This window comes from Streptococcus sp. KHUD_011 (assembly GCF_046352925.1).
In the GTDB taxonomy this organism is placed as follows: domain Bacteria; phylum Bacillota; class Bacilli; order Lactobacillales; family Streptococcaceae; genus Streptococcus.
The window spans coordinates 443,225-457,281 of record NZ_CP157578.1 but is presented as its reverse complement, the minus strand read 5'-3'; the positions used below and the strand labels follow the sequence as shown (position 1 = coordinate 457,281).

The window sequence follows — 14,057 nt, the reverse complement described above, 5'->3', positions numbered from 1 at the left end:
ATTAATCTCCTATATAAACATATCCTGCAAGAGTTTCTTTTTGAGTGTTTCTAGCTGAGAAATTTTTTCTTGATAAGAGTTGATGATTTTATCAAGATTTGAAAAATAAGCTCCGATAGCTTGTTGTTCAGGTATAGATGGTACGGATATTGAAATATTCTCCAAGTATGTGTAATAAAGGTTGGCTACGCTACCACCTTCTACTCGTTTTGCAAACTCTTTTCTCATTTTTGCATTAAAATAATATGCGATAAACAACGGATTGTTAGGTGTATTATATACGGAAATCATTTCACCAATTGCAACATCTTTCAGTGACAACCAACTACAATTTGCAAAATCTAATGGATTTTCACCAACCCGAGGTACTAATACCTCATTACCAGAACTCAATTTCAAATTTTCTTTAGGAATCGATGTGTACGAGTATATTTTATCTATTTTTGTGTAGAATTTTGTATACAATTCGCCATAACGTACACATGGTGTTGTTGCCTCATCAGTCACCGACCATTTCGGTGCACTTTTTCCATAATAGAAAGAGCCAAACTCTCCAATTGTTCCTTTCTCCCACTCATCTTCAAATCCATCTAAACGAATCTCAGGAACTGTCTGTCCAGCTTTAGGAAACATCTTAGAGAGCATGGTCGCCTTAAGAGATTGGTAGTTGGCAAGATTGTCTTTATAGCTAGCTAGAAGGTCGTCGAGGGTGCGGAAAAGAAAGCCGATGGCGGATTGTTCATCTATTGAGTCTGGAATACAAAATTCAAAGGAATCAATTTCTTTAGAAGATATATTTGGTTGTGCACCTGCTACTAATACAGCGTTTAGTTGGTTAGTAAATGCTTTCGTCTGCAAAACAGAAGAGATAAATTCATAGTCTACTTCCCCAGTATTTTGGAAATAACCTACTCGTTGATTTTGATAGTATTCTTCCTCAGAATCTAACATGGCAATTTTTCCAGTAGTTGCTCCTGACATAGCTAATAGAATTGAACGTCCTCTAAGAACAAATTTTTCATCTGGAATTATCTTAGAGTAATATTCAAACTCCCCTCCAACAGTTCCGTCAAATTTGATATTTGATATTCTAACAATTGGAATACCAGTATTTTGAAATTTTTCACTTTTGAAAGCAAAGCCTCCACGCAGGGGCGCAATATTTCTTAATTTTTCTTTGCTCCAAATACTGGCTAACTTCGCATTAATTATTTTAGGACTTTGTTTTTTCAACTCTTATTTCCTCTAATTCAGTTTTCTTATCACTAATTAATTTCATATAATTAGGAAATTTTCTATCTTTTTCAATCATTTGAATTGCTGAAATTTTCCCAATAAATTTTTTTAATAATCTAGATAAATCATTTTCAGATAAAACATCATTTTTAATTATCTTATATAAGTCATATGTCTCTTTTTGAAGTTTTCTAGGTGCTTTTAACTCTCCATTAACAATAATACACCCAGTAACTTTTACATTATTTATTCTTCGAATTTTTGATTTACTTTTGTTTATTTTTAATTTATGGGATTCAATTATTTTAATTATTCTATTCATACACCTTTTTGGTATAGGTTTTTTTGAAGAAAATGTTAAATCGTCATAGTACGCAGAAAAAATAAAACCATTAGCTTTCGCATATCTCATCAACGTTTCATACATATCATAATATGCAAAGTAGCTCAAAATTGGACTAGTTGGATATCCTTGTGGCAAAAAACTTTTCTCATATTTTGTGACAGTTGTCAAATCAGTTAAAATTTTTGCAATATCAGGAGACTGATTCATATCATATCTAAAAAAATCAAAGACTTTCTGGGCACTAGTGCTAGGAAAAAAATCTGAAATATCGACAATAATTGCAAAATTATTCTCACAGTGCATCTCAACATTTGTTACATAACTTCTGCCAGGAATTCCACCATGAAGATAAGCAGGCACATCAATCTTTTGTATGTATTTAACAATTAATCTTAGGGCTCGTTTATGTATTAATCCTGCATTATATAATTCCCTTGTCTTACCATTTACTTCCCTAAAAAATGATTTTCCGATAAAATTACTACTTATATTTGTTAATTTATATTTTTCAATTTTTAATAAATCAGCTAACCATTTCTTATTAGAAACCCCAAATAAGATACTTCTTTTAAAATCCATTATATTCTTCCTACAAAAAAACTCTTATAGCAATGTATAAGAGAAGATTTTTCATAAATAAGAGAAGAAACTAGATTCTTCACATTAGTGAAGAAGGTAACTAAAATATCATAATTAGCAAATACCCAATTTAACAAAATAATCATCAGATTAGATACTAATTGCACAACCCAAAAAATTGTACGAATTGCTGTAATAATAGCAATCAGATTGACAACAGGGTGTTTTTTGTACCACTTAGAAAAGTTCAATGAAATTTTTTTTGAATCCATTTAAAAGATTCCTTTCTGTATTTAGTACGGTTTCCCGCCTCTCGCTTAATTACAGATGCAGTCTTTTTAAGTCTATTATTGTTTCTCTCTTGTTAAATCTGACTGTTAAGTCAGTAAACTCTCGCTCAGTATGCTTGGATGAAATCACGGTCATGTTTTATCAATTATTGATTTCAGGAATGCGTGTGGAAACGAAAAGTTTTACCGCCATATAGGCAATTTTTGAATGCAAGATAAATCTGCTTAATTTCATTGATACTTAATTATAGCATAATATGAAAAACAAATCAAGTACTATTTTAGTTTAGAAATAAAAAAAGTATAAATAGAAGAATTCAAAGTATTAAATAAATTTTCTATAATTAAACTAATAATATCAAAATTTTAAATGTTGAATATTACGAGTTCCTTTTATCTTAAAAACTTTTATTCATCATCGAAAACCTATCCAATTTTTAGACTTTTTCCTTTTTCTCCTTCTTACTTGAACCAGTCAATCGTCGCTTGCTATCTCGGATGCTATTGAGTTCCTTGAGGAGTTGAGTCAGGTGTTCCTTTTCAGGAAAGGCTTCTGCACTAGCTGCGGTATAGCGCATAAAGAGGTCGTAGCTTGTTGAAAGTTCGGTACGGAGTTGTCTAGTCTTGCCGACTTCCTTGGCAGACTTAGAAGCACGCGCCTTACTCTCCACTTGGTCATATTCCTCTTGGGCATTGATCACCGCCGTCAGCATAGGAGTTAGTCCTAGGCTGGTAACCGCCTCATGATAGGGTGTTTCACTAAGCGTTTTGAGCAGGCTCTTGATTTCTGCCGTCTCTACATCATTGCTGTGCTTAGTGATGTCCTTGTACTTAGCAAAGACTGGTTTCAGAGTTTCATGAGCTTCTTTGAGCTTGGCATCCTTAATCTTAGCAAATCCTCTATGAAGGGTAAAGAGACCGACCAAGGCACTATCACGATTGCGATCGACTTCTGTTAGATTGCTAGACTCTTTCGTTTCCACCGCCGCAAGTTGAGCTTGAAAATCATCTAGCTTGGTCTTGAAGGGTTCCAAATGTTTGGCATACATAGCTTCATCCTTGTTTGCCTTAGCAAAAGTTGCCAAACTTTGATGAGTATCCATCATCAAGCTTTCAAATTCACGGTTGGTAAAGTTGCTGTAGCTAAGAGGGCGAATAGCGTATATTTTTGTCATGATGATATCCTTTCTATTTAACGAATCATTTATTATCTTCTCTATCAAACCAAGAGGAGAGTAAATCTGCAAGATGAGGTTCTCTTGGAACAGATTTTACAACACTCCCTCTCCTATGTTCTATTAACATCGAACTGTCCTTTACTTCAAAGACTTGAAACAATACAAAGACTAGCAATACAATTCCAAATACAGGAAGTGACCATAGTACACTCTCCTCATCATCTCTAACTTTCTTCATCAATTTTTCTCCTTTAAGTTGATACATTCATTCTAACAGTTTCCAAAACCATTTTAACCCCCATCCGCTCAACTGTCATTATTTCCATCTAAAACGTACTTTTCAGGACAACTCAGATATTTCCAAAATCAAAAATCCCTATCTGACTGGACACACACCCCGTCCATCAGATAGAGACCCTTACTATTTTTAGATTTTGATTTTTCTAGCTTCAGAATACATATAAACTTTAGGAAAGACGACTATTCGAAAGCTAGAAGACCTCAAAACTTTCGCAGATAAGGTATTCGAAACGTAGAATACCTTTAAATTTATGGAAACATAATTATTCTAAACCTAGAATTCATATAAACTTTAGGAAAGAGGCCTGTTCTAAGTCTCGAAGACCTATCTCCCAACCCTCAACGTCTCAATGACTTCCTCTACTAGCTGGGTATAGGCTTCCTTGATTTGTTTTTTGTAGAGGAGAGGATTAAGGGCATCCGCCACCTCTAGTTTATAGTCCTGATAGCGCTGGCTCTTAGTCAGCTGGCTTTCTCCTAGTTGTTTTTTAGCTCCCTTACGGTAGTGTTCGACATAGTAACGGAGTTCATCCTCTCCGACATACCAACGCTTACTAAAGACTTGAATGTGTTGCTGGATGACCGCCTCAATCATCTGATCCAAGATATTTGCGATAGACTGACCACGATAGCTTTCTGGATGTTCTTGAACTTCTCTCCACAGTTCAGTGATGATCTGAGCAAGATTTGGATTAGTCTTCTCAAGACTCTGAATATAGTTATCCACGGCTTCCCTATCTTGAGCGCTTAGATTCTTTTCTTGACTCCGGCCTTGCTCAATCAGACTTTGAATCAAGGTCAAGATATAGGCATAGTTGATCTCATCCACTTGGATAGACTCCAGTTCATAGTGGATATCAAGTGGTTCACCATCGTCATCATACTCTATTCGGCTTTTTAATTCTGCAAGGACATTTCGATAAAGGCCCAGATACCTTTCCAACTTCTCTCCATCAAGTCCCGTCTGACCGTAAATTTCTTCCTCATCATACTCTTTATACACTCGGATAGAGGCTAGGTACTTATCAAGGGCTTGATAGGTTTTAGCTAGTTTCCTCAACTCAGGTGTAGAGACTTGCTCGAAATCTAGACCATTCACATAGTCATCAGTAGCAAGATTTTTGAAATCACTGCAACTCCGTAAAAAGTTCCTCTTTTCCTCTTCCCAGCTTGGGGCTAGGACCTCGTTTTCACCACCATTTGAGTAGAGCTTAAGGGCATTGTCCACTGCTTCCTTAAAGGCTAGAGGCTTTTGGAAGGTGATGATATGACCGTAGGTCTTACTAGAATCAAAGATACGGTTGGTTCGGCTAAAGGCCTGAATCAAGTCCTGCGGTTGCATGGGTTTGCGGTCGATAAAGAGAGTTGATAGACAAGGGGCATCAAATCCCGTTAAGAGACGATTGACCACGATAACCAAGTCCAACTGCTCCTTGCGATAGAGGTATTTATCCTGCTTTCGAGCTAGACGATTATTGACATCCGTATTAAAGCCACGAAGATCCGCCATAGTAAAGTGAGTATCAAACTCTTGGTTATAGTCTTCTAAAACCTGCTTCATGTGGTCTTGATTGGCTCTTGAGTCTTCTTCATTTTCTGTGACCGAGTAGGTGATAGTCGCCTTTGGAAAGTCAGGAAGGATCTGCTTGACCCTCTCCGATACCTTGACTCTTGTCTCCCCAGCCTTGACCCGTTTGAGGAGGTCATAGTAAGCTTGGGCTTGAGGGATTGATTTGACGGTCAGGATAGCATTATAGGTCTTACCCACTCCTTTTTGGAAACCTAGCTGTTGACGGGATTTATTGATAATGGCATCCAAGACTTCCAGCATATGCTCCTCATCCTCGTAGACAGTATCTGGTATGTCGTTTTCGGATTTATCCGTGATGAGGGTATTGCGATAATCTACCTTAAAGCCTAAAACTGCTCCGTCATGGATGGCTTCCTTGACTGTATACTCATGGAGACGGTCACCGTACTGTTGCTGGGTGGTTTGGGCTAGATCGCCGACTTGCTGGCGTTTATTTTCCTTAAAGATAGGTGTGCCTGTAAAACCATACCAGAGAGACTGAGGGAAAAAGCCTTTAATGTCTTTTTGTGTTTGTGGCGTCACGGCACGGTGGCATTCATCCACGACAAAAGCCACTCGGAGTCCCTTGATCTTGTTCGCATCTCTTTGGTAAAGGCCTTGCTCAAACTTACGCATCATAGTAGTGATTTTCTGGATGGTCGTTACCACGACACGCTTATCATTACTTCCTAAGCGCTTGACCAAATCATGGGTATTATCCGTCTCATCAATATCAATGACATCATTGGTCGCATAGGAGAGAAAGGATGAAGTAGTCTGTTGATCCAAATCCCTGCGGTCAACGACAAAAATCGTCTTTTGGATGGACGGGATTTGGAGGAGATTCCGCACCACCTTATAGGAGGTCAGGGTCTTCCCTGAACCTGTCGTATGCCAAACATAGCCTGATGCTTGCTGGCGAGAGGCTTCTTGCACTGCTTCTATGGCATGAATCTGATAGGGGCGCAAGAGAATAAGAGCTTTCTTACTATCATCAAGGACAGAATACTGCATGACCATTTGATGAGCACGAGGGATAGAAAGAACTTCATGAGCAAAGCTGGTCAAGTTTGTCACTGGATAATTGTCCTTATCCACCCACTTGGTTAGAAATTGCTTGTTGAGTTTATTTTCTCTGGCTGCAGCGATATAGCGTGTGTCTACCTTATTGGTCACAACAAACATCTGTAAGCTAGAGTAGATGCCACGGAACTTGCCTTCCCTATCATACTTCTTAATTTGATGAAAGGCATCTAGAAAAGCAACTCGGGGACTTTTAAGTTCGATTTGAATCATTGGAAGGCCATTAATCAGGAGGGTCACATCTAGTCTGCGGTCTTGATCCTGAGGATTTATCTTATCTCTCTCGACTTGGTTGACAACCTCATAACTGGACTTACCAGCTGCGATATTGTCTCGCCAAATAACAGATAAACGGATAGTCCCCAAACTAACATCTTCTCTCTGAACCTCAACCTTGGCAATACCATTTTCGCCGACCAACCACTTGGCAGCATCATAGTAGCTAACAAAGATTAATTGATTCTTTATCTGGCGTTTTTCCTGTTCTGTCAGAGGATGATCTGCCAATAGAGCCACATTGTTCTGGGCTAACTTTTCAAAGAAGTTTTCCCATAATTGCTCTTCTGTTTTAAGGTCTTCTCTGTAAGTCCACTGACTTTCCCCAGTTACCAGTTGGTTGATCAGTTGTTTTTCTATCTCCAGTTCTGGTTTTACCTGTATCATACTCTCTCCTTTGCTACTTGTCTGCTCCCTTTATTATAGCATGTTTATCCTCAAAATCCATCACTCTTCCCATAGAAAAAAGACACATTCCCCCTTTCTCCTCAAAAATATGGTATAGTAGAATTATACTATCTATGAGGAGTTTACATGTCACAGGATAAACAAATGAAAGCTGTTTCTCCCCTTCTACAGCAAGTTATCAACATCTCATCGATTGTCGGTGGGGTTGGGAGTTTGATTTTCTGTATTTGGGCTTATCAAGCTGGGATTTTACAGTCTAAGGAAACCCTATCTGCCTTTATCCAGCAGGCAGGTATCTGGGGGCCACCTCTCTTTATCTTTTTACAGATTTTACAGACCGTCGTTCCTATTATTCCCGGGGCCTTGACCTCGGTAGCTGGGGTCTTTATCTACGGTCACATCATCGGGACTATCTACAACTATATCGGGATTGTGATTGGCTGTGCCATTATCTTTTATCTGGTGCGCCTCTATGGAGCTGCCTTTGTCCAGTCTGTCGTCAGCAAGCGTACCTATGACAAGTATATCGGCTGGTTGGACAAGGGCAATCGTTTTGACCGTTTCTTTATCTTTATGATGATTTGGCCCATTAGTCCAGCTGACTTTCTCTGTATGCTGGCTGCCCTGACCAAGATGAGCTTCAAGCGCTATATGACTATCATCATTCTGACCAAGCCCTTTACCCTCGTGGTTTATACCTACGGTCTGACCTATATTATCGACTTTTTCTGGCAAATGCTTTGACATGTAAAAAATCCGTTTGGTTTCCCAAGCGGATTTTTAGAACGTAGATTGACTATAGCTTGATACTAAATATACTTTGGTATGAAAATCATACCTATTTTTCGATAGTGAGGCGAGGACTTACCTAGCCTTTCCGCCGTGATAGAAACACCTGAAATCTAATGGTTTCAGGTGTTCGGAAACTTTGAGACATTAGGCTCAAAGTTTAGGTATGGAATTTCGAAGAAAGTCGCTACCGTCCGTAATCACTTAAGGAAAAGCTCAAAAATATTGTTTTCAACTACAAAATCCGTTTGGTTTCCCAAGCGGATTTTGTGCTTTATTTTGAAACTTCTTTTGCAAGAACAAAGTTTCCAAGAGTAGCAGAACCATTTCCTGCGACTGCTGGAGTGACGATGTACTCACGCACATCTGGCACTGGTAGGTAACCATTGAGAAGAGCTGTAAATTTCTCACGGACACGATCCAGCATGTGTTGTTGAGCCATGACCCCTCCACCAAAGACAATCACGTCTGGTCGGAAAGTCACTGTCGCATTAACCGCGGCTTGAGCGATATAGTAGGCTTGAACATCCCAAACAGGGTTGTTGAGTTCAATGTTTTCCCCACGAACACCTGTACGAGCTTCCAAACTTGGACCAGCTGCATAGCCTTCCAGACATCCTTTATGGAAAGGACAAACACCCTTAAACTCTTTTTCAATATCCATTGGGTGTCTAGCAACATAATAATGACCCATCTCAGGGTGACCCACACCGCCGATAAACTCACCACGTTGGATAACACCTGCACCGATACCTGTACCGATTGTGTAGTAAACCAAGTTTTCGATACGACCACCAGCATTGTTACGGGCAACCACTTCACCATAAGCAGAGCTGTTTACGTCTGTTGTGAAGTACATTGGCACGTTGAGGGCGCGACGAAGGGCACCAAGCAAGTCCACATTTGCCCAGTTTGGTTTTGGAGTCGTTGTGATAAAACCATAAGTTTTTGAGTTTTTGTCAATATCAATGGGACCAAATGAACCAACTGCAAGACCAGCAAGGTTATCGAATTTTGAGAAGAACTCAATGGTTTTATCGATTGTTTCGATTGGAGTTGTTGTTGGAAATTGTGTTTTTTCTACAACGTTAAAGTTTTCATCACCGACAGCACAGACAAACTTTGTACCGCCCGCTTCCAAGCTTCCATATAATTTTGTCATGATAAACCTCTTGTTTTTATTTTCTTTATTATAGCATATTTTAAAAATCTAAGTTTCTCAATTTTTTAGATTTTCCTCTGTAAATCTTACCATTCAAGCAAAAACGAACAAACATGTCATTTGTTCGTTTTCACATTAGAGAGGATTGATTAGATTTTCACTTCGATCACAGCATCCCCCTTCGCAACTGAACCTGTTGCGACTGGAGCTACTGAAGCGTAGTCATCTGTATTTGTAACGATAATCATTGTTGTATCATCAAGTCCAGCTGCAGCGATTTTGTTTGAGTCAAATGTTCCAAGAACATCGCCAGCTTTCACCTTGTCACCTTGAGCAACTTTTGCTTCAAAACCTTCACCATTCATAGATACAGTGTCAATACCAACGTGGATCAAAACTTCAGCACCATCAGTTGTTTTCAAACCAAAAGCGTGTCCTGTTGGAAAGGCAATTGAAACTTCAGCATCAGCTGGTGCATATACCACACCTTGGCTAGGTTTCACAGCGATACCTTGTCCCATAGCTCCACTTGAGAATACTGGGTCATTAACATCAGCAAGAGCAACAACGTCACCAACGATAGGAGTTACAAGTGTTTCATTTTGAAGAGTTGCTGGAATGTTACCAGTTGTTTCTTCTTGGACCAAACGTTCTGTCTCTACTTCAGTAGCAACTTCTTTTTCATCCTCATAACCAAACATATAAGTAAGAGCGAAACCAAGAACGAATGATACAGCTACCATAAGAAGGTATTGTGCAAGTTGTCCGTTACCGATGTAAAGCATTGTACCAGGGATGACGGTGATACCATTACCAGTACCTGCAAGTCCAAGGATAGAAGCCAATCCACCACCGATTGCACCAGCAATCAATGAAAGGAAGAATGGTTTACGGAAACGCAAGTTAACCCCGAAAATAGCAGGCTCTGTAATACCTAGGAAGGCAGAAAGAGCAGCTGGGAAAGCAAGTGTTTTTAGTTTTGGATTTTTAGTTTTAACACCAACCGCAACAGTCGCAGCACCTTGAGCTGTCATAGCAGCTGTGATGATCGCGTTGAATGGGTTAGCATGGTCAGCAGCAAGCAATTGAACTTCAAGCAAGTTGAAAATGTGGTGCACACCTGACACGACAATCAATTGGTGAACCCCACCGATCAAGAAACCACCAAGACCAAATGGCAAGCTGAGGATCGCTTTTGTAGCGATAAGGATGTAGTTTTCAACGACGTGGAAGACCGGTCCAATGACAAAGAGTCCAAGGATAGACATGACCAAAAGTGTAACAAATGGCGTTACCAAGAGGTCAATGACATCTGGAACAACCTTGCGGACAGCTTTTTCAAATTTAGCTCCGACAACCCCGATGATGAAGGCTGGAAGAACAGAACCTTGCAAACCAACAACAGGGATGAAACCAAAGAAGTTCATAGCTGTTACTTCACCACCTGAAGCGACTGCCCAAGCGTTTGGAAGCGAGTCAGAAACAAGCATCATACCAAGAACGATACCAACGGCTGGATTTCCACCGAATACACGGAAGGTTGACCACACAACCAAACCTGGCAAGATGATAAAGGCTGTATCTGTCAAGATTTGCGTGTAAGTTGTCACGTCAGCTGGAAGTGTCATTCCAAGAGCAGTCAATAGACCACGTACACCCATGAAAAGACCTGTTGCTACGATAACTGGGATGATTGGAACGAAAACGTCACCGAAAGTACGGATAGCACGTTGGAACCAGTTCCCTTGTTTGGCAGCTTCTGCTTTCATATCATCTTTAGATGATGTTGGCAAACCAAGTGCAACAACTTCATCGTACATTTTGTTAACTGTACCTGTACCAAAGATGATTTGGTATTGACCTGAGTTAAAGAAAGCACCTTGAACTTTTTCCAAGTTCTCAATCACTTCTTTATTGATTTTTCCTTCATCTTTGACCATGACACGAAGACGAGTCGCACAGTGGGCAACACTGTTGACATTTTCACGTCCGCCCAAGGCATCGATGACTTTTTTTGCAATTTCCTGATTGTTCATTTGCAAAAATCTCCTTATATAAAATTTTGTTCTTGTTTGAAAGCGATTTTATCCGCCCTACGACTATTATTTTATCATGTTTTAGAAATATGTCAAGCGTTTTGCAGAAAAAATATTCTATCCACTTAGTAAGCATGCTTTAGATTGATTGATTTTGACTGTTTTATCAGGTATTCCTTGAAAAAATAAGTTTAAAATCTTATTTAAAAGGGTTTTGTTTCATTCTCTTTCATATTTTCGTGAAAATTTGATTGATTTCCTGCATTTATTTTGTGACAAACGTTTGACAGTTTTTTCTTTTTTTTAACATAAAAGGCTTGCTTTTTTTTCCGAAAACGGTTACTATTAAAAGTGATAAGATTTTTGGAGGAATGAATGAATGAAATGGACAACTGAGCGTCGTTACAGACTTTATCAAGATTGGACGCAAGAAGAAATTCAACATATAAAAGAAAATATGGCACAATCTCCATGGCATACTCATTACCATGTTGAGCCAAAAACAGGACTCCTAAACGACCCAAATGGCTTTTCTTACTTTGATGGAAAGTGGATTGTTTTTTATCAGAACTTTCCTTTTGGTGCAGCCCATGGTTTGAAATCTTGGGTTCAATTGGAAAGTGAGGACTTGGTTCATTTCACAGAAACTGGAGTCAAAGTTTTGCCTGACACTCCATTAGATAGCCACGGTGCCTACTCTGGTTCTGCCATGCAGTTTGGCGATAACTTATTCCTATTTTATACAGGAAATGTCCGCGATGAAAATTGGATCCGTCACCCATACCAGATTGGGGCTTTGATGGATAAGGAAGGCAATATTACGAAGATTGACAAGATCTTAATTGACCAGCCGGCAGACTCTACAGACCACTTCCGCGATCCGCAAATTTTTAATTTTAAAGGTCAATACTATGCCATCGTCGGTGGACAAGATTTGGAGAAAAAAGGCTTCGTTCGTCTCTACAAAGCTATTGACAACGACTACACAAACTGGCAAGCTGTTGGCGACCTTGACTTTGCTAACGACCGCACTGCCTATATGATGGAATGCCCAAATCTGATCTTTGTAGGGGAGCAACCTGTCCTTCTTTACTGCCCACAAGGATTGGATAAGAAAGTTCTAGATTACGATAATATCTATCCAAATATGTATAAGATCGGGGCTTCCTTTGACCCTGAAAATGCCAAAATGGTAGATGTGTCTCAACTTCAAAACATGGACTATGGTTTCGAAGCCTATGCAACTCAAGCCTTCAACTCTCCTGATGGACGTGCTCTAGCTGTTAGCTGGCTTGGTTTGCCAGATGTTTCTTACCCTTCTGATCGTTTTGACCACCAAGGAACCTTCTCTTTGGTCAAAGAACTCACTATCAAAGACGGTAAACTCTACCAATACCCAGTCGCAGCTGTCAAGGACCTTCGTGCTTCTGAAGAAGCCTTCTCAAATCGTGCCCAAACCAATAACACTTACGAACTTGAACTCAACTTGGAAGCCAATAGCCAGAGCGAGATTGTCTTACTTGCTGATAAAGAAGGCAAGGGACTTTCAATCAACTTTGACCTTGTAAATGGTCAAGTGACAGTGGATCGTAGCCAAGCTGGTGAACAGTACGCTCAAGAATTTGGGACAACTCGTTCTTGCCCAATCGATAACCAGGCTACTACTGCTACAATCTTCATCGATAACTCTGTCTTTGAAATTTTCATCAATAAAGGAGAAAAAGTATTTTCTGGTCGTGTCTTCCCACATGCGGACCAAAATGGTATCCTGATCAAATCTGGAAACCCAACTGGAACTTACTATGAATTAGATTATGGTCGCAAAACTAACTGATGTCGCCAAACTTGCAGGCGTCAGCCCTACTACCGTTTCTCGGGTTATCAATAAAAAAGGCTATTTATCAGAGAAAACTATTCAAAAGGTCAATGAAGCCATGCGGGAATTGGGCTATAAACCCAACAACCTAGCTCGTAGTCTGCAAGGAAAATCAGCTAAGTTAATCGGTTTGATTTTCCCCAATATTTCCAACGTTTTCTATGCAGAATTGATTGATAAGCTGGAACACCAACTCTTCAAAAATGGTTACAAGACAATCATCTGCAACAGCGAGCACGATTCTGAGAAGGAGCGAGAATACATCGAAATGTTGGAAGCCAATCAGGTAGACGGCATCATTTCTGGTAGTCACAACTTGGGAATCGAAGACTACAATCGCGTGACAGCGCCGATTATTTCCTTTGACCGAAACCTGTCACCAGATATTCCTGTCGTTTCCTCTGACAACTATGCTGGAGGAGTTCTTGCGGCCCAGACCCTGGTTAAGACAGGCGCCCAGTCTATCATCATGATTACAGGGAATGACAATTCCAATTCGCCAACTGGACTGCGCCACGCTGGTTTTGCATCCGTACTCCCAAAAGCTCCTATTATCAATGTTTCCAGTGACTTTTCTCCTGTCAGAAAAGAAATGGAAATCAAGAATATCTTAACTCGACAAAAACCAGATGCCATCTTTGCTTCGGATGATTTGACAGCTATTCTAGTCATTAAAATTGCACAAGAACTGGGCATTTCTGTCCCGGAAGAGCTTAAAGTCATCGGATATGATGGGACCTACTTTATCGAGAATTACTACCCTCAATTGGCTACTATCAAGCAACCTTTGGAAGAGATTGCCTGCCTCACTGTTGACCTCCTCTTGCAGAAGATCGAAGGCAAGGAAGTTGCCACAACAGGCTACTTTTTACCAGTTACACTATTACCAGGAAAAAGTATTTAATACTCAATGAAAATCAAAGAGCAA

The 14,057-nt window shown here is 39.7% G+C and carries 10 protein-coding genes; 3 read left to right on the top strand and 7 right to left on the bottom strand.

All coding sequences use genetic code 11. The annotated features are described in order from the left end of the window. Positions 1-9: 9 nt before the first annotated feature. The 5 genes from ABKJ27_RS02220 to ABKJ27_RS02200 form a co-directional block, all read right to left on the bottom strand. Complete coding sequence (locus ABKJ27_RS02220; protein WP_410011947.1) at positions 10-1,233, bottom strand: restriction endonuclease subunit S; 1,224 nt, start codon at positions 1,231-1,233, stop codon at positions 10-12. Beyond that, positions 1,214-2,161, bottom strand: a complete 948-nt coding sequence (locus ABKJ27_RS02215; protein ID WP_410011946.1) for a reverse transcriptase family protein — start codon at positions 2,159-2,161, stop codon at positions 1,214-1,216. The genes ABKJ27_RS02220 and ABKJ27_RS02215 overlap by 20 nt, the downstream gene beginning before the upstream one ends. Before the next feature lie 727 nt (positions 2,162-2,888). After that, complete coding sequence (locus ABKJ27_RS02210; protein WP_410011945.1) at positions 2,889-3,626, bottom strand: DUF6261 family protein; 738 nt, start codon at positions 3,624-3,626, stop codon at positions 2,889-2,891. A 25-nt stretch (positions 3,627-3,651) separates the two neighbouring features. Beyond that, positions 3,652-3,867, bottom strand: coding sequence for a hypothetical protein (locus ABKJ27_RS02205; RefSeq protein WP_410011944.1), 216 nt, complete (start codon positions 3,865-3,867; stop codon positions 3,652-3,654). A 387-nt stretch (positions 3,868-4,254) separates the two neighbouring features. Then, positions 4,255-7,245 (bottom strand): type I restriction endonuclease subunit R, encoded by a 2,991-nt coding sequence (locus tag ABKJ27_RS02200; RefSeq protein ID WP_410011943.1) that lies wholly within the window; start codon positions 7,243-7,245, stop codon positions 4,255-4,257. A gap of 147 nt (positions 7,246-7,392) precedes the next feature. On the opposite strand from ABKJ27_RS02200, the gene ABKJ27_RS02195 reads away from it, so the two are divergent. Continuing rightward, positions 7,393-8,010, top strand: coding sequence for a TVP38/TMEM64 family protein (locus tag ABKJ27_RS02195; protein ID WP_000076168.1), 618 nt, complete (start codon positions 7,393-7,395; stop codon positions 8,008-8,010). Positions 8,011-8,329: 319 nt separating this feature from the next. On the opposite strand, the gene scrK is transcribed toward ABKJ27_RS02195, so the two are convergent. Both scrK and ABKJ27_RS02185 read right to left on the bottom strand, forming a co-directional pair. Beyond that, on the bottom strand, positions 8,330-9,217 hold the full coding sequence (gene scrK, locus ABKJ27_RS02190) for a fructokinase ScrK (RefSeq protein WP_049492068.1): 888 nt from the start codon (positions 9,215-9,217) through the stop codon (positions 8,330-8,332). 149 nt (positions 9,218-9,366) lie between these two features. Beyond that, positions 9,367-11,253 (bottom strand): sucrose-specific PTS transporter subunit IIBC, encoded by a 1,887-nt coding sequence (locus tag ABKJ27_RS02185; protein ID WP_410011942.1) that lies wholly within the window; start codon positions 11,251-11,253, stop codon positions 9,367-9,369. Between the two features lie 379 nt (positions 11,254-11,632). Between ABKJ27_RS02185 and ABKJ27_RS02180 the strand changes: the two genes are divergently transcribed. Beyond that, on the top strand, positions 11,633-13,087 hold the full coding sequence (locus ABKJ27_RS02180; RefSeq protein WP_033685441.1) for a sucrose-6-phosphate hydrolase: 1,455 nt from the start codon (positions 11,633-11,635) through the stop codon (positions 13,085-13,087). Beyond that, positions 13,068-14,033, top strand: coding sequence for a LacI family DNA-binding transcriptional regulator (locus ABKJ27_RS02175; protein ID WP_000226009.1), 966 nt, complete (start codon positions 13,068-13,070; stop codon positions 14,031-14,033). The genes ABKJ27_RS02180 and ABKJ27_RS02175 overlap by 20 nt, the downstream gene beginning before the upstream one ends. The last annotated feature ends 24 nt before the right edge of the window (positions 14,034-14,057 follow it).

Bases quoted from the DNA above. Each gene is read 5' to 3' on its own strand.
- ABKJ27_RS02215 (WP_410011946.1), bottom strand. From the start codon at position 2,161: ATGGATTTTAAAAGAAGTATCTTATTTGGGGTTTCTAATAAGAAATGG.
- ABKJ27_RS02210 (WP_410011945.1), bottom strand. From the start codon at position 3,626: ATGACAAAAATATACGCTATTCGCCCTCTTAGCTACAGCAACTTTACC.
- ABKJ27_RS02205 (WP_410011944.1), bottom strand. From the start codon at position 3,867: ATGAAGAAAGTTAGAGATGATGAGGAGAGTGTACTATGGTCACTTCCT.
- ABKJ27_RS02200 (WP_410011943.1), bottom strand. From the start codon at position 7,245: ATGATACAGGTAAAACCAGAACTGGAGATAGAAAAACAACTGATCAAC.
- ABKJ27_RS02195 (WP_000076168.1), top strand. From the start codon at position 7,393: ATGTCACAGGATAAACAAATGAAAGCTGTTTCTCCCCTTCTACAGCAA.
- scrK (WP_049492068.1), bottom strand. From the start codon at position 9,217: ATGACAAAATTATATGGAAGCTTGGAAGCGGGCGGTACAAAGTTTGTC.
- ABKJ27_RS02185 (WP_410011942.1), bottom strand. From the start codon at position 11,253: ATGAACAATCAGGAAATTGCAAAAAAAGTCATCGATGCCTTGGGCGGA.
- ABKJ27_RS02180 (WP_033685441.1), top strand. From the start codon at position 11,633: ATGAAATGGACAACTGAGCGTCGTTACAGACTTTATCAAGATTGGACG.
- ABKJ27_RS02175 (WP_000226009.1), top strand. From the start codon at position 13,068: ATGGTCGCAAAACTAACTGATGTCGCCAAACTTGCAGGCGTCAGCCCT.